Origin of the sequence: Aquibacillus halophilus (genome assembly GCF_009649745.1) — a bacterium.
GTDB lineage: Bacteria > Bacillota > Bacilli > Bacillales > Amphibacillaceae > Aquibacillus > Aquibacillus halophilus.
Window position 1 is genome coordinate 93,252 of the sequence record NZ_WJNG01000016.1, and the last position, 17,033, is coordinate 110,284.

14 protein-coding genes and 1 pseudogene are annotated in these 17,033 nt (G+C 35.0%); 9 read left to right on the forward strand and 6 right to left on the reverse strand.

The window, feature by feature from the left end:
* Positions 1-74 precede the first annotated feature (74 nt).
* The 3 genes from GH741_RS18000 to GH741_RS18010 are packed head-to-tail and all read left to right on the forward strand — an operon-like array spanning position 75 to position 3,578.
* Complete coding sequence (locus GH741_RS18000) at positions 75-1,595, forward strand: sugar ABC transporter ATP-binding protein (RefSeq protein ID WP_153738153.1); 1,521 nt, start codon at positions 75-77, stop codon at positions 1,593-1,595.
* The gene (locus tag GH741_RS18005) at positions 1,588-2,559 is read left to right on the forward strand and encodes an ABC transporter permease (protein ID WP_240795558.1); all 972 of its coding nucleotides are present in this window, start codon (positions 1,588-1,590) and stop codon (positions 2,557-2,559) included. The genes GH741_RS18000 and GH741_RS18005 overlap by 8 nt, the downstream gene beginning before the upstream one ends.
* An 11-nt stretch (positions 2,560-2,570) precedes the next feature.
* Positions 2,571-3,578, forward strand: a complete 1,008-nt coding sequence (locus GH741_RS18010) for a Gfo/Idh/MocA family protein (RefSeq protein ID WP_153738155.1) — start codon at positions 2,571-2,573, stop codon at positions 3,576-3,578.
* A 46-nt stretch (positions 3,579-3,624) separates the two neighbouring features.
* Here the strand turns inward: GH741_RS18010 and GH741_RS18015 are convergent, their stop codons facing one another.
* On the reverse strand, positions 3,625-3,798 hold the full coding sequence (locus GH741_RS18015; protein ID WP_153738156.1) for an asparagine synthase: 174 nt from the start codon (positions 3,796-3,798) through the stop codon (positions 3,625-3,627).
* 98 nt (positions 3,799-3,896) lie between these two features.
* Entirely contained in the window at positions 3,897-5,582 is a 1,686-nt protein-coding gene (locus GH741_RS18020) for a YndJ family protein (protein ID WP_153738157.1), read from the reverse strand.
* A 182-nt stretch (positions 5,583-5,764) separates the two neighbouring features.
* Between GH741_RS18020 and GH741_RS18025 the strand changes: the two genes are divergently transcribed.
* Positions 5,765-6,982 (forward strand): SpoIID/LytB domain-containing protein, encoded by a 1,218-nt coding sequence (locus GH741_RS18025; RefSeq protein ID WP_240795559.1) that lies wholly within the window; start codon positions 5,765-5,767, stop codon positions 6,980-6,982.
* Between the two features lie 104 nt (positions 6,983-7,086).
* On the opposite strand, the gene GH741_RS18030 is transcribed toward GH741_RS18025, so the two are convergent.
* Entirely contained in the window at positions 7,087-8,187 is a 1,101-nt protein-coding gene (locus tag GH741_RS18030; RefSeq protein WP_153738159.1) for a GGDEF domain-containing protein, read from the reverse strand.
* A gap of 407 nt (positions 8,188-8,594) precedes the next feature.
* Between GH741_RS18030 and GH741_RS18035 the strand changes: the two genes are divergently transcribed.
* The 5 genes from GH741_RS18035 to GH741_RS18055 all read left to right on the forward strand — a co-directional run bounded on the left by GH741_RS18035 (position 8,595) and on the right by GH741_RS18055 (position 13,881).
* Positions 8,595-9,803 carry an EAL domain-containing protein gene (locus GH741_RS18035; protein WP_153738160.1) on the forward strand — a complete coding sequence of 403 codons (1,209 nt, stop codon included), beginning with the start codon at positions 8,595-8,597 and terminating at the stop codon, positions 9,801-9,803.
* A gap of 296 nt (positions 9,804-10,099) precedes the next feature.
* Positions 10,100-11,452 (forward strand): TrkH family potassium uptake protein, encoded by a 1,353-nt coding sequence (locus GH741_RS18040; protein WP_153738161.1) that lies wholly within the window; start codon positions 10,100-10,102, stop codon positions 11,450-11,452.
* A 152-nt stretch (positions 11,453-11,604) separates the two neighbouring features.
* The gene (locus GH741_RS18045; RefSeq protein ID WP_153738162.1) at positions 11,605-12,132 is read left to right on the forward strand and encodes a phosphatase PAP2 family protein; all 528 of its coding nucleotides are present in this window, start codon (positions 11,605-11,607) and stop codon (positions 12,130-12,132) included.
* A 53-nt stretch (positions 12,133-12,185) separates the two neighbouring features.
* Entirely contained in the window at positions 12,186-13,340 is a 1,155-nt protein-coding gene (locus GH741_RS18050; RefSeq protein WP_153738163.1) for a glycosyltransferase family 4 protein, read from the forward strand.
* Positions 13,341-13,461: 121 nt separating this feature from the next.
* A complete protein-coding gene (locus GH741_RS18055; protein ID WP_153738164.1) occupies positions 13,462-13,881 on the forward strand; it encodes a NusG domain II-containing protein in 420 nt (139 codons plus the stop codon).
* Between the two features lie 59 nt (positions 13,882-13,940).
* Here the strand turns inward: GH741_RS18055 and GH741_RS18060 are convergent, their stop codons facing one another.
* The 3 genes and pseudogenes from GH741_RS18060 to GH741_RS18070 all read right to left on the reverse strand — a co-directional run.
* On the reverse strand, positions 13,941-15,539 hold the full coding sequence (locus GH741_RS18060) for an aspartate:alanine exchanger family transporter (RefSeq protein ID WP_338079551.1): 1,599 nt from the start codon (positions 15,537-15,539) through the stop codon (positions 13,941-13,943).
* Between the two features lie 231 nt (positions 15,540-15,770).
* Entirely contained in the window at positions 15,771-16,064 is a 294-nt protein-coding gene (locus tag GH741_RS18065) for a hypothetical protein (protein WP_153738165.1), read from the reverse strand.
* Positions 16,065-16,839: 775 nt separating this feature from the next.
* Positions 16,840-17,033 (reverse strand): annotated as a pseudogene (locus GH741_RS18070) (transposase); the annotation flags it as partial.

Below are 17,033 nucleotides of genomic sequence, written 5' to 3' on the forward strand. Positions count from 1 at the left end.
AGCATTTGTGATTGGAAATACGATAAGTGCTTGGCATTTATCGTATTTCTGTTTTAAAAAGGGGGGAGAATCTAATGGAACAAAGCAGTATCTTAGAAATGATTGGAATAAAAAAGTCCTTTAATCAAGTAGAGGTTTTACATGGAGTGGACTTGACGTTACATAAAGGTGAAATACACGCATTACTTGGAGAAAATGGGGCGGGAAAATCGACCCTTATGAACATACTAGGTGGCGTACATCAGCCTGATGATGGACAAATCAAGCTAGATGGACAATCATCTAAAATGGAAAATCCGCGAATTTCACAGGAACATGGAGTTAGTTTTATCCACCAAGAACTTAATGTTGTAACAGACCTTACAATTTATGAAAATATGTTTCTTGGGTCCGAGCTTCGAAATAAATGGGGAATGCTCGATGTGAAAGAAATGAGTAGACAAACAAATGAAGTCTTATCCAAGCTGGGAGTTCATATTAGTCCCAAAACATACGTTAGAGAATTAGAAACTTCTTATAAACAGATGATTGAGATTGCAAAAGCACTTTTACGTGATTCTAAAATTATAATAATGGATGAACCAACAACTTCATTAACTGACAATGAAGTGAACCAACTATTTGAATTGATGCGTTCATTAAAAAAATCAGGTGTTTCTATTATATACATCTCTCACAAGTTAAAGGAGATAAAATCCGTTTGTGATAGATATACTGTTTTGCGAGATGGTGACCTTGTAGGTGATGGAAGAATGCAGGATACGAATTTGGAAGAAATTACACAGTTAATGGTTGGTAAATCTGTTTCAACAGACGCTTTTCATCATAGGAAGAGCACTAGTGAAGGAAACGTGTTAAAGGTAAAGAATCTGACGAGTAGTGAAGGTCTTTATAGAAATATTAATTTTTCAATAGCAAAAGGTGAAGTAGTTGGTTTTACAGGTCTTGCAGGAGACGGTAGAACTGAGTTATTCGAAAGCATCTTTGGATTCAGAAAAAAATATAGTGGAGCCATCGAAGTAAATGGTCACCCTGTCCATATAAATCATCCGAAGAAAGCAGTTCAAGCGGGTATTGGGTTTGTTCCAAAAAACCGGAAAGAAAATGCCATTATTAAGGATTTAAGTGTTATTCAAAATATGAGTCTATCATCAATGGGTAACTTTGAAAAAAATGGATTTATTCACTCTAAAAGTGAACGGGATAAGTTCCAACACTACAAGGACCAACTAAATATAAAAGTACATGATCCTAACGTAACAATTGATTCCTTAAGTGGGGGAAATCAACAAAAAGTAGTAATTGCAAAATGGTTGGAAGTAGATGCCGATATTATCATTTTTGATAACCCGACACAAGGGATTGATGTGGGAGCAAAAAATGAAATCTATCAACATATTATGAATTTAGCTGATCAAGGTAAATCAATCATAATATTATCTTCGGAGGCACCTGAAATATTAAGGGTCTGTGATCGTGTAAATATTATGTTCCATGGGGAAATAACCGGTCGATTTAATCGTGAAGAACTAAACGAAGAAATAATTATGGAATATGCAACCGGCTCAAAAAGGGAGGCAGAAAACGTTGACTAATTTACAGGTGAACGAAAAACAAACGAGCAGTAAAGGATTGAAAAATTTTAATTGGTTATGGAGTGAGTATAGTGTTATTTTTGCCTTCATTGTTATTTTCATAGTGGCGGCTATTATGAATGACCGGTTTCTCTACATCCAAAATCAAATGAACATTTTAATGCAAGTCTCTACCATAGGGATCATTGCACTTGGGATGACAGTTGTCATGCTATCAGGGGGAATTGATCTTTCCGTAGGTTCCGTCCTTGCAATGGTTGGTGTTTTTTCGGTACTCTCTTTAAATGCTTCTGGTAGTATTTTTGTAGCGTTATTAACTGCTTTAGCAGTAGGTGCATTTGCAGGATTTTTAAATGGATTGTTAGTTGCAAAAGGAAAAATTGCCTCCTTTATTGCCACGCTTGGTATGATGGCCGCTGCACGCTCAATTGCACTCTACACAGCAGATGGGGGCAGTATAGCAGGAGATGTCGAAGGATTTTCAAGCATTGCGAATGCAAATTTGGGAATTGTTCGTTTTCCGGTTATTGTTTTCTTAATTCTTACTGTAGCTGTGTACATTTTAATGACCAAAACTCGATTTGGTCGTTACGTCTATGCATTAGGTAGTAATGAGAAAGCCGCTCTACTATCGGCAATCCGGGTTGATCGGATTAAAATCGGGGTTTATACATTTAGTGGTTTAATGGTCGGGATAGCAGCATTAATTGAGACTTCACGTTTAAATTCAATTTCATCTTCAAGCTCTGGTAATTTATATGAGCTTGATGCGATCGCAGCAGTTATCATCGGTGGTACTCGAATGACAGGTGGTAAAGGAAAAGTTATCGGTACATTCTTTGGGGTGTTATTGTTAGGTGTTTTAAATAATATGATGAATTTACTAAATATTTCTCCTCACTTGCAAGGTTTGGTGAAAGGTTTAATCATTATTGTAGCAGTACTTTTCCAAAAAAGAGATTAGGAGGAATTTAAATGAAGCGCATCAATGTCGGTATCATCGGGTGTGGTTCGATTACCAAATTCCGTCACGCGCCAGAGTATAAAGCAAATCCATACGTAGATGAGATTGTCTTTTACGACCGGAATCCGGAAAGGGCAAAGGCTCTTGCCGAGGAATTTGGCGGTAGAACAGTTACAAGTGTTGAGGAATTATATAATGATCCAACGATTGTAGCTATTAGTGACTGTTCATCGAATGAATCACATCATATCAATTCAACGAATGCTTTATTAAATGGTAAGCATGTTCTATGTGAAAAACCATTATCTGTAAGCATTAAATATGCCGAGAAAATCCTTGAGGCACAACAAAAGTCAGGTAAAAATTTAATGGTTGATCATAACCAACGATTTACTAAAGCACATCAAAAAGCAAAGGAACTATTAGAAAAAAATGAATTAGGTGAAATTTTAACTTTCAAGACGTCATTTGGTCACCAAGGACCTGAAAGCTGGGGTGTAGATAAATCAAATGCTACTTGGTTTTTTAAAAAAGAACGCTCACACTCAGGTGTAGCAGGGGATCTTGGAATTCATAAAATTGATTTAATTCATTACTTATTGGATGATGAAATAGAGGATGTCCACGCTTTCCACGGTGCTCTAGATAAAGTTGATGAAAATGGTAACCCAATTGAAGTTTGTGACAATGTTGTTTGTGCAATGAAAACGAAAAAAGGACGTCTAGGTACTGCTTCGTTTTCATGGACATATTATGGTTCTGAAGATAATTCAACGACAATTTATTGTCAAAAAGGGATTATTAAGATCTATCATCACCCTGATGATCAACTAATTGTTGAAATGAAGGATGGGGAAGTTATCAAATACCAACTGGAGCAAATCCAGACAAATGATAATCAAACAAGTACAGGCGTAATTGATTCATTTATTGAATCAATTATTAATGATCAAGAGCCAATTGTAACAGGAAAAGAAGCACTTACTTCTTTAAAAGTAATTGAGAAAATACTTAGTTAAAATAAAATGCAAGAAAAAATGCGAGACCAATTGGTCCCGCATTTTTTTAGTTTCGGTGCTCTACAAGGTCAATTACACCTAGTACTACGTGTGCTAAACCGAATCCGAAAACAGTATTTGCAATCATTTTGTTACTACCACGTCGTTGCTTTAGAATATAACCTGTAGCAGTTACAGCAGTACCTAATGCAGTTGGGATTAAGCCTTCACGAGTATCCATAGTAATTTCCCTCCACATCGAAATTATTGGTGTTTAAACACCAATTTTATTGTTGCCTTGATATAAAATACTATCCCGTTCTCAAGATATCAAGATAACTACTTTTCCAAGTAAATATGATAGTCTAGCGTCAAGAACTTAATGCCAAAAAGCCACATATCATGCTTGGCCTCAATTTGACCTTTTGGTGTTTTTTGTTCTTTCCAAACAGTTATTGTTTCATTAATTGGCAGACGAAGTCCTTTTTGTTTTATAACAAGATAGACACCCTGATCTTGTCTGATATCTTTTTTAGTTGGCCACGAGGTAAGTGTTAAACAATTGTTTTCACCATGCTCTAAGTATAGAATACTTGTCATTTGTGAATAGGGTAGTGGAAAAGCAATATTCATGTAACGTATAGCGTTAGTGACATGGGTCGAATACAATGCCACATAAATTGCTTTTTTTGTTTGAATATAAGTTCGTACCCAAGCACGCACGTTTTTTCTTCCGTCTATCCTATCTTTAATCGGTAAAATTTCGCTTATAACTTGTTGTTCTTTAGTTTCGGCTTCTAGGGGGAAGTTCATTTGTTCTACCCGTTGACTGATCCACTTATATAGTTTTGCTATATATCGAAAAGATCGATTCCAATGAGGTGTTAGAAGTAGTTCGTAATTACTAGTATTTTCATAAAAGTCGGTTATATCAGGATGTAGTTTACTTGGGTTAAATTCCTCGGTTTGGTAGTCATCCATGTGATCTACTAATCCGGTGGGGTACTCACTTGGTTTATCATCTTCAATCTTGTTTATTTTTATAAAGTCCGACCCTATTTTCCCTTTTCCTTTAACTTTGCTATATGGAATTTTAACCAATCCTTGATCCATCATACTTGTATGCCACGCTAATAATCCTAGAAGTGAAAAAAAGATGGCATTACCCCATCCATGGAACAAAATCATTTGTGAAATCGGTATTGTTGGTTGTCCTATCCATTGTCCAAAACCGTATAAAAGTGCAAGTATCATCGTCATCCAAACGACACCACTTGATAGAATATGTAACCCTTTCGTCCATTTAGTTGCTTTTGGTATAACAAAAGTAAAAACAAGCCAGCTATATAGAAGAATAGCAAATCCAAAAACTAATACTGAAATCCACTCTAGTTTTGGAGAATAAGTCATTCCAAGGGCAATCAGTATTGGGGCGATAACTCCTAGAATCACCAATAGACCAGTGAAGAAGGATCTTTGGTACCTGTGAAAAAAACCAAATAATATCGGTACGACAAAACCAGCATAGTGAAAATGATTGACGGTTAATAGCATCATTTGCCCTTCGAATCCTAAAAGTGGAAGTGAGAATTGGTGAGTAATAAACCAAATGCCAGCTACACTAATATATATGAATCCAACTGCGATTGACATATGTGCTAATTGGAAGGGGGTTTCCCGCAATAGTAATAATCCCCAAATCGCGATAAGCCCCGTCACGATAGTCCACGGAATTGCAAGTAAACCAGCAACAATCCCTGGTGAAAGACTAAAAGAACCAGCAGCTGTTATAGCGCCAATTGGTAAGAGTACGATAAAAAAACTCAAAAGGATACTGCTGCGGTGAACATTATCTTCCCAATATTCCATCACAATGAATATAGCTAAAGGAACAATGACAAAAGTGGCCAGTAAAATGATTCGTTCTGTATTTAGGTAGTTTGAATTGAACCAAGTGAATAGCCACAAGAATAATCCAATCGGAACATAGGAATGAATGACTTGTATTAAGCGGTTTTGCATCATAAATTCTCCCCCCTATCGATGACTGTTACAAAAGTGTAAAATGCTATTTATCTATAATTAATTTTAACTTTCATTTACTATTTTTAACAGGAAAATACAAATATCAATGTATAAACGTAGCTTGCATAGGTATTATAACTAACATGAAATACTACTTAATCACTTTGTTCGCAATATTAGTCATGTCAATGTATCCAAACCTATATGAAGCGGAAGAAATGGTCCGTGTTCGATTGGTTAATCATGTCGGAGATACTTCAAAAATTGAATTTGATCTTAAAGGGAGCTACTTCACACTAGATCCAACACTAAAACTTGAAGAAGGTGTTTCATATACCTTAACTGCATCTAAGGATTCTTTTCTATTAAAAGGAGGAGATGAAAGTTTCGAGATAAATCACTCTCTAATTCTTATCCCGGAATCCTATGACTATCAACATGTTGTCACTATTGATGAACGTCCGTATTTAGGCGCGGTTGAAATGACCATCGAAGAAAAGGAGTTTATTCGTCCGATAAATCAATTACCACTTGAAGATTATTTGAAGGGTGTTGTTCCATTCGAAGTATTTCCCGAATGGGGTATTGAAACATTGAAGGCACAGGCAATGGCTGCAAGGACCTACGCTGCCTCACATCTCCATCAAGAAATGGATGATACAATAAGCTTTCAGGTTTACGGAGGTTATACCTGGAGTGACGCAACAACTGAAGCTGTTAATCAAACAAAAGATGAAGTTATTATGTATAAAAATAAACTGATCGATGCTTTTTATTCTGCAAGTAACGGTGGATTAACCGAAAGTAATGCTAACGTCTGGGGCGGAAAGGCGATGCCTTATTTCCCGATAAAAGAAGATCCTTATGATCCAACCCATCCGTGGGAATTCAAATTAAATCAAACGCAAATAAATTTAGATGATATCAATTGGGACGATCCTGATTGGTGGGATAGCTTAAAAGAAAAGGATCAAGCAATCACTTTATCGATGAAGAAGTCGCTACAAAAAAATGGTTACCCTGGTGAGATCAAAATTCTTTCCGTACCTAAATTTGCGGTGGTAAATCAACAACTAGCCTCTGAACGAAGTATCAAAGGTTCAATCACAATAGATTTTTTACAAAAATTACTGGATGGAACTGTTTTGTTTCAACAAATTAAGCTTAATGAAGTTAATATCAACCAAATTCGTCCAATGATTGGTGGAAATACGTTCAAAAGTTATTTTATAGAAGAACTAGAAAACAATAATCAAGTATATACGATGAAGGGACGAGGATATGGTCATGGAGTAGGAATGAGTCAATGGGGTGCTCATATAATGGGAGAAGAGGGGAAGTCTTACAAGGAGATTATAGAATTTTATTATCCAGGTACAAGTATATCTAAGCTAGAATAGACGGTTTCAAGTAGATACAAGATTAATGGAATCTGTATTAAAAAAACAAGAGTTCGGTAAAACCGATACCATTGAGCTCTTGTTTACTTTTTCTGAAATTTAGTCTAATTTTCTGATAATATATTATTTTTACCACTTGATTTTACCTCATATAGTAGTTGATCTGCATTCTTTAATACTTCATCAATGCTATTTTCACCATCGAATAAAGCAATACCTCCACTTACTGTGATCTTAAAACCTTGGTCAAAATGTAAATTATTTGTTTTTTGTAAAAGTTTGTTTGCAACTTGTTTTCCTTCATCCAAATTAGTATTACTTAATAAGACCATGAATTCATCTCCGCCATATCTGCCAACAACACCATTTTCTCCAACTACTTCTACGATATTATTTACTAGCTTTCTAAGAACGGAATCTCCCACTGCATGTCCATAGTTATCATTAACATACTTAAAGTTATCAACATCTAAAATAATAACGACTAATTGGGTTCTTTCTTTTTCTAATTTTTCCAAGGAGTTAATCATAAATCGTCTATTGTATTGACCTGTCAAATCATCAGTTACAGCTATCTTCTCTAATTCAATATTTTTTTGGTTTAATAAAATAGTGTATTTTTCGAGTGTCTCTTTTTCGTGTCGATAGGCATCGGAAAATAATTTTAGTAAGAGTGAAGCCAAGATAAGAGTAAACGGAATTTGCAGAAGCATATCTTTAAAATAGACTTCTGGATCATGAACAGCAAATACACTAGAATATTTTTTTTCTACATAGATAAGGGTGAAAAACAGGAAAATAATTGAAAAATTACAGAAAAGTCTAAATTTCCCTTGAAATAAAAAATTGATGGTTATGCAAATAAGAAATAAATAGGCAATCGAAAGGCTATTAGACCCTCCTGAAGTTATCCAAGCAATTGGTACAAATAAATAGATAATAATGATAAAGGTTACTTTGGTGATTTTGTTTATGTATTTTTCATGAAAACTGTACTTAATTACGATACCTGCTAATATTGCCGCTACAATCCACTTGTAATTCACATAAAAGTCAAATCCAACTAATGTATTACCAATGATGTTCACTATTGAGATAAAAATGATGGTTAATAATACAAAGATAAACACCTTTCTTCGTAGTTCAAATCTTTGGATGCTTGCTATTAATTTTTTAAATTTATCAGCTAGTGATTTAGTCTTCATACTAATCTCCACCAATTCTATTACTTTTTCTTATTTCTTAAAAATAGAAATTTTAGTTGGATATGGTTGTGTCAAGTGTTTAGGGGAGCGGTTAGAGTTAAAAAGAATTTACAGTTATATTATACTATAAATAGATAAACTATTCTATGTATTTAGGTAATAATACCTAATTGTATGGATTTGGAAAAATTAATAGTTGTAATTTCTTAAACTAGAGCAACGATAGACTAACATGAACAAATGTTAGGTTTCATTTTATCTGGTTACAATTCCGAAGGCTTAAAAACTTAAGGAATACCATTATGGTTTAAAAGGTTTTCTGAAAAACCTTTTAAACCAACAGACCTCAGTAAGCAACTTTTTGTGTTTATATGATACAATTAAATTCTCATGGAGGAGGTAGACTGATGGATCCGTTAGATATTGTTGGGAATTTACATAAAGTAAAGCCTGTTTTTCAACCAATTGTAAGTGCTATTAAACATAATGTGATTGGCTATGAATTATTAGGTCGTTTTCAAAATGGCAGTGATTTGCTCAGTCTAGGCCCTTTTTTTCATGATAACGATGTGCCTGATGAATTTAAGGTAGAAGTAGATCAACACTTACTTAAAATAGCAATTACAGAGATGCTTGAGTCAAATAAAGAAGGTTATTTATTTATCAATCGTAATGCCAAACAATTAATGGTTAACGATGGGGAAGACTTATTACAAACACTAATTATGTTTGAAGAAAAAGGATTTGCCATGAACAGAGTTGTGTTGGAAATTACAGAACATGATTTTGACGAAGATTTTGAGGTCCTCAATCACCTGCTTCTCTATTACAAAACTTACGGGATTCAGGTTGCTATTGACCATGTGGGGGCAAAAAGTTCTAACATTGATCGTATTCGCCAGATTGAACCCCATATTTTAAAAATTGACACAAGCATCATTCGTAATCAAAAATCAGATGGTTTTCAGGATATCATGTACTCCCTGACCATGTTAGCTCGTCGAATTGGTGCTGCGTTACTATTTGAGAATATTGAAGATGACTATCAGCTTTATTTTGCTTGGAAGCATGGTGGCCGTTACTATCAAGGATTTTACTTATCAAGACCAGGGGTTGAACTTGATGAATCGCTATTATTAAATGTAGATGAAAAGGTTACTAAATATATAACTCGCGAGAAATCTTTGATTGAAGAGCGCCTAACCTATATTTTATCCTGGGAGCATAGGTTGAAGGGACTACTATCTCAATGGCAAGGGCCTAAAAGGGTGGATTCGTTTATCGACGCTGTTACTAATCAGTTTGATGAAGAGAGCTTCCGTATGTATGTTTGCGACAGTGATGGTCAGCAAATCTCGTCAAATTTTAGGAAACAAGCAAATACGTGGGAGATTGAACCAGACAAAAAGGGTTCTAACTGGGCGTTTCGTCCCTATTTCTTAGAAAACATGGTACAGATGAGGACATGGAGTAGAGGGATCTTGTCTGAGATTTATTCGGATATAGAGACAAGAGAAATGATCCGCACGTTCAGCTATCCTTTATCTGATAACCATTTTATGTTTATTGATATAAGGTATTCGTTTATATACGAACATGAATCTTTGTTAATTTAGTCTTAACGTTTGTACACAACTTTTCAGTTGTGTACTTTTTAAATTACCCAAAAGTAAGTTTACTTTTAGTTAATCAAATGTGGTTGACAAGTAAACAGAATAGGAGTAAATTCTAGTTTATTAATATGAAATATTTAATAGATTGTCATTTAATCGTTTCATTTGTTTTTGATGTTTAAACCACTATAAGGTGACTCTTTAAGCTAACCGGTAGCAAAACTAGTTAATAGAAAGAAAAAAACTATTACAATCGCAACCGATGTGGTATGACTTTTAAAGAAAAAGGGATGTAATTAATGAGTAAAAATAATCTTTTTAATAAACGGAGCTGGAAACCTGCCCAAATAATTGTCTCTTTTTATGTCATTGCTGCAATTGTTTCTGTGAGTTTGCTAAGCTTGCCAATAGCGCTAAAACCAGGTGTGCATTGGTCCTTCGTCGACATAGTGTTTACTGCAGTGAGTGCTCTTAGTGTGACAGGTTTAACCGTTGTTTCTACAGTTGATACATTTAGTACAACCGGGGTGTTTTTTCTATTATTCATTCTTCAATTTGGTGGCATAGGAATCATGACACTTGGTACATTCGTTTGGCTATTAATGGGGAGAAAAATAGGCCTTAAGGAAAGACAGTTAATTATGACTGACCAGAATCGATCCTATTTATCGGGGTTAGTTTTATTAATGAAACAAATATTGTTAATTATTGTTTTAATAGAGTTAGTGGGTACACTTGTGCTTGGTACATATTTTCTAAACTATTATTCAACCTGGCAAGAAGCTTATTACCAAGGTTTATTTGCTGCTGTCAGTGCAACAACAAATGCCGGATTTGATATAACTGGTAGTTCACTTATTCCATTCGCGAATGATTATTTTGTTCAGTTCGTTACGATAATTTTGTTAACATTAGGGGCAATAGGATTTCCAGTACTAATTGAATTGAAGGACTTTTTAACAAATCGAACAAAAAACTCTAATCATTTTTCTTTATACACAAAATTAACTACTGTAACATTCTTCTCTTTAATGATTTTTGGTACAGTTGTTATTCTACTATTTGAAGCAAATCATTTTTTCGCAGGAAAGAGTTGGCATGAGTCGTTTTTTTATGCTTTTTTTCAGTCATCTACTACGAGGAATGGTGGGCTAGCTACTATGGATGTGAGTTTATTTTCTGAACCCACATTACTAGCTCTTTGCTTTCTGATGTTTATAGGGGCTTCGCCAAGTTCAGTTGGAGGTGGGATAAGGACTACTACTTTTGCAGTAATCCTATTATTGTTATTCTCATTCGCAAAAGGCCAAAAGAATGTTAAGGTATTCAAACGCGAAATACATGAGGATGACATTAGGAAATCAGTAGTTGTTAGTTTCCTAGCTTTTATGATTTGTTTTATAGCGATTACGATTCTGTTAGAGACTGAGCAGTTTAGTTTAATGCCAATCATGTTTGAAGTAAGCTCTGCTTTTGGTACGACCGGCCTGTCAATGGGAATTACTCCAGAGCTAAGTGAAATTGGTAAAATAGTCATAATTGCGTTGATGTTTATTGGTAGGATAGGAATTTTATCATTTATATTCCTATTTCAGCATGGGAACCAAGAGGTTAAGTATCACTACCCAACGGAACGAATTATTGTTGGATAATTATTTTAAGAAGAGGGAACGACTGTGTCCGGTAAATAAAATTTACCTGAAATAGTCGTTTTTTTTGATGTTTAATCTTTACATTGTATTAATATGCTCATTACAATTACCCGTTAAAATTAAATTAAAATCATATGGAGGAGAGGAAACTGATGATAACAAAATGGGTTAATTATCTATATCAGTTCGAATGTGACATATTTCGGTCATTTAACAGTCACTTTGAAAGTAAAACATTAAATTTGTTCTTTCGACGAATAACGCATTTAGGAGGAGCAAGAGTGACAGTTGGTTTAACTTTATTCTTTGTACTTATCTTTCCTATGCCGATGTGGATGTGGGGAATAGAGAGTGCTATATCTCTAGTATCAAGTCACCTCGCAGTAAATTATATTAAAAAGATTCGACCTAGAACTCGTCCTTACCTTTCCCTCAATCAAGTAAGAGTGATTGAAAATCCACTTAAAGATCATTCCTTTCCTTCTGGGCACACTACAGCTATTTTCTCGTTGATTACTCCCTTTGTTATTCATATGCCTATACTCGGTTTTATCTTCTATCCACTTGCGTTTTCCGTTGGGCTGTCTCGCGTTTACCTAGGATTACACTATCCATCCGATGTACTTGTAGGTTTACTTTTAGGAACTATTTTCGGTATGCTGACTGTCGTTCTGTTCTAGTAGAAAAGAATTAGATATAAGTGTTAGATTTGTGTAATGGAGGGGGAAAATAAATGAAGATTGCTATTTTCGTTGATACTTATACTCCGCAGGTCAATGGGGTTGCCGGAACATTTCAGAGGCTTACTGACTATTTAGAAGACAATAATATTGAGTATCGATTATTTGTACCCGAGATAGACGAAGACCTTTTTTCAAATCAAGTCTTTCGGTTTGCTAGTTTACCTTTCTACCTTTATCCAGAATGTCGATTAGCACTACCAAATGTATTTCATATAAAAAAAGAACTCGAGCAGTTTCAACCTGATTTAATTCACATTGCAACTCCGTTTAATATGGGATTAACTGGATTATTTTTGGCGAAAAAACTAGACATCCCTGTTGTTGGTTCTTACCATACTAACTTTGATCGTTATCTCCAATACTATGATTTGCAATTTTTATCTAAATGGCTATGGAGATACTTGAATTGGTTCCATCGCTCCTTTCACAAAACCTTCGTTCCCTCGAATGAAACGAAATCCATATTAGTAAATCAAGGTTTTTCAAACGTCCATATTTGGAGTCGTGGCGTTGATACCAAAAAGTTTCATCCTCATTTCTCATCCAATCGAATCAGAGAAAAATATCACATAACTGCTCCATTTATATTAAGCTTTGTTGGTCGTCTAGCTCCTGAAAAGGATATAGAAATACTTATGAGAACCGCTAAACGACTTCCGTTTGAGGTTAAAGATAAAGTTCATTGGTTACTTGTTGGAGATGGCCCACTATATCAAAATTTGCAAAAAGATAAAATCGATAATATGACATTCACAGGGTATCTAAAAGGAGAACAACTTGCCGAACTTTACGCTTCCTCTAACCTATTTGTCTTTCCATCTAGTACAGAAACATTTGGTAATGTTGTGTTGGAAGCTCATGCATGTGGTACAGCAGCCGTGGTGGCTAAAGCGGGTGGCGTACAGGAAATCATCCAACATAATCGTTCTGGTTTATTATGTGAACCAGGAAATGTAGATGATTTCGCAAACAATATTAGTAGCTTAATAAATGATGAAAGTCGTTTGAAGTTAATGGGTATAGAGGCAAGGAAAATTGCGTTGAGTAGGTCATGGGATTCCGTTTTTTTTAGTCTGTTCCTTCATTATCAGGAAGTTATCGACGAAGTCTGCAGCAATCCATATGGTAAAGTTGCCAATAATTAAAAACGACTATTTTCTGTCATAATTTATTCTAATCTAAACAGTCCGTGGATGATATACTAAAGATGATAAAGCTATTTTAAATGAGTGAAATTGCAGTTATCATTGGAGAGTGATTTATCTAATGCGAAACTATTTAAAAATAATGAAACCTTTTGATGTTGTGATTATTATTTTGCTTGTACTCATATCTTTTGTTCCACTATCCATCTTTTCAGTAATACAGGCTAAGCATGATGGAGATGACGTCGTGGCTGTCATTTCCCAAAATGGAACAGTTATTAAAGAAATTAATTTATCCGAACATACAGGAAACAATCAATTTTTAATAAAAGGAAAAGGTAATCAATATAACATTATGGAAGTTGATGGGGATCGAATCAGAATTAAAGAAGACAACAGCCCTGATCAGGTTGGCGTTAAGATGGGGTGGAAAAGTAAGCCGGGTGAAACCATTGTTTGTCTTCCGCATAAGCTTTTCGTGGAATTAAAATCAGAGAATATAGATCAATTTAATGATGATGTAATAATTATTTCGCATTAACTTCCTTAGATAAAAAGCAAACCAAGATGAGTTGTTCAAATTGGTTTGCTTTTTAATATTTAAAGAAAAAATATTAACAACTGTGATGCAATCGCTACGAAGATTAAAGCAAATGGGTATGCTGCTGCATATGCAATGGCAGGGTCTTCTGTATCAACAAGTTGGTTTACAGAACCTAGTCCAGGAGTGCTGGTCATCCCTCCACAAAGTGCACCTAAAGAATGAACAATACTCAATTTGAAAAGCTTTCTAGCGATAAAGAAGCCAACAACAATCGGAACAATTGTAATCAGTGTTCCACCGAATACCAGACGAAGCCCTTCCGATTGAACAACATCTACAAGACCTTGACCAGCGGTCGTCCCTGCGCCAGCTAAAAAAAGAACAAGTCCAAAATCACGGATTACTTGATTAGATGGCTGGAAATAACGTGCTTGGATTGGTCCTATTTTTCCAAAGTGACCAATAATTAACGCCACAAAAAGGGGACCTCCGGCTACTCCTAATGTTATTGTTCCTAATCCTGGTAAAGGAATTGGTACCATTCCAAATAAGATGCCGATTAGCAGGATAATACTAATCGAAAATATATCAACATTGGTTACTGCTAATGTTTTTCTTGTGAATAGTTTTTCGACTTCATTTAACCGGTCCTCACTACTAACGATTGTGAGAACGTCACCTCTTTCCAAGCGAATCTTAGCATTTTGATTATACTCAAATCCACTTCGCTCAATTCGAGTTACGGTGACCCCAAAATTCCTTCTCAACCGTAAATCATTTATATTTTTACCAATAATTTCATCTGAGTCGACAACAACTTTACGAAGTTTAATATGATCAGCATTAATGAGGTTTGTTGGGACCTCTTTACCAGCGAACTGACAAAAATTGTCTAAATCAGATCTCATTCCTACGGTAACGAGTTTGTCGCCTTTTAAAATAACTGTATCGCTTAAGGCAATAATATTACGGTTATTTCGAATGACTCGACTAATCACGACAGAATTATTTTTTTGGAATTTTAGTTCCTTTAATGTCTGTTTGTTAATTGATGGATTTGTCACTTCGATCGTAGTAACTTCTGGAGATTCCTCGTTTCTCGCAGGGTTATTTGTTTGTTTAAGATCTTTTATTAAGTCGACTTTTAACGCCCTTGGTAATAGCTGAACAAATAATACTACCGCTAGGACCCCAAAGGGATAAGCAATTCCGTATCCGACCGAAGCTAGCGGATCATTGGTAGCCTGGAGTGCAGCAGCTAGACCTGGCGTACTAGTCAACGCACCAGTCATCAGTCCTATACTTAATGCCTCTGACAAGTGGAAAAATTTTGAAACAATAACAGTTGTTATTGAAGCTACGAGAACAACAAGTAAAGCTGTTACCCCAAAGATAATTCCGCTGGATCTCATCATCCTAAAAAAACGTGGTCCTGCCTGTAGTCCTACAGCTACAATAAACAAGCTTAGACCAAAATTTTGTACAATTGGGGAGACCTGATAACCGAAATGTCCAAAAGTCATAGCAACAAGGAGCACCCCGGCAGACCCCAAGCTAAGTCCTTTTATTTTTGTTTGACCAAGCCAGGAGCCAAAAAACAATATTACAAATAGCAATAGCAACGGCTCTTCTAATAAATCAACTATTAATTCCACATTAATATCCTCCGCATATGAGTAACGTTAGAACAATTAAAAATCTAATCTTTATTATAACTGTTTCTAACATAAAAAGAATAAGTTACCAAATATTTCATTAACTTGCCATACTCAAAGCGCTTACAAAACTATATGGAATTTTATAGTTATCTAATTTTGACTTTAGAAATCTGACAAGCCCTAAACAAATTCAGAACTTATCAGATAACAACAATTTTATTTTACTTTTTATAATGTAAGACTTATTTCGCCATCTTCACTGATTTCCACAGTTGAATAACTTTCAAAAGTTTCCATGTTAGTGATGTCATGTTTGACTGGTTTTGCAAAGCTTTCCATATATTGATGATAAACCTCAGGATTCTTGATGATGTGATAAAAGTAAACTTTCTTTCCGTCGATGACATTACTGTTTGTTAGTGAAAACCTGTCCGAGAATTGATCTTTAAACCACACTCTTGCTTGGTCATGATTCTCAAAGTCTGGCATTTGGTCACTGATTGATGCTAAATCGAAATTCATGTTGGGAATCTCTCCTTTCATCCTACACAAAGTATGTCCTTTTCCTATGCAAAAATTCAATTCAATCAAAATACTAAAAGTATCAACTGTAAAAGAATGCCGGGATATCAATAAGAGGGATAACAGGGTTCTATAATATTAGCCCTTAATTAAAAAACAATAAGGATCTTATTATCTAAAGGATAATTTAAGTGGTACAGCGAAGATGTTGATGATTGGGGTATTAAATTTAGTTCGGGACTTGATTAACCACTTATCTAAAAGTGGGAATATGACAGAGGGCAGTTTTGATATTATTCGTGAGCAAACGATGCACCTTGTATTGGAACCTGAAGAAAAACGATAGCCAATCGAGAAATATTTTTTAAATTAATTGATATAAATATATCTATCCGTGAATATATTTATATTGATGCGATTCTATTTGAAGTAAAGGCTTCCGCGAGGCACGAAAAAATATCGTTTTACCATATTCGGTGCTAGTGCTAATTATTTAAACCTATGGGGGAAGGAGTACGTGGGTAGCTTAATGTGACGTCGTAGAATACGAATATACTTTCGTTGTTGATAGCTAAAAAGAAAGGCGAACAACTAAGTGTTTAATAGACATGCTTTCTTCAAAAAGTGTGAGGAGTGATTTATTTATGTCTGTTTCAAAAGGCAGTCAACATCTACTACAAAAGCTCGTTAACGACAACCAGGAAAAATTGAACAAAAATTAGCGCCGCATTCCCCTTCAAAATCTTCGATTTAGTGGGGGTTAGGCGCTAAGGTCTTACTTTCCTTGTTCTTCAATATACTTTTAAATACATCTATCGTTGCTCCACCTGTAGTTAATATCATATAACTTCTACTCCAAAAATAAGGCTTCCAATAATACTTAGAGAGTTCCTCTGGGAACTCTTTTCTTATGTATCTTGATGTAACTGTTTTATAGCTTTTAGTCGTGTTCGCCAGGTTTATTTGTGG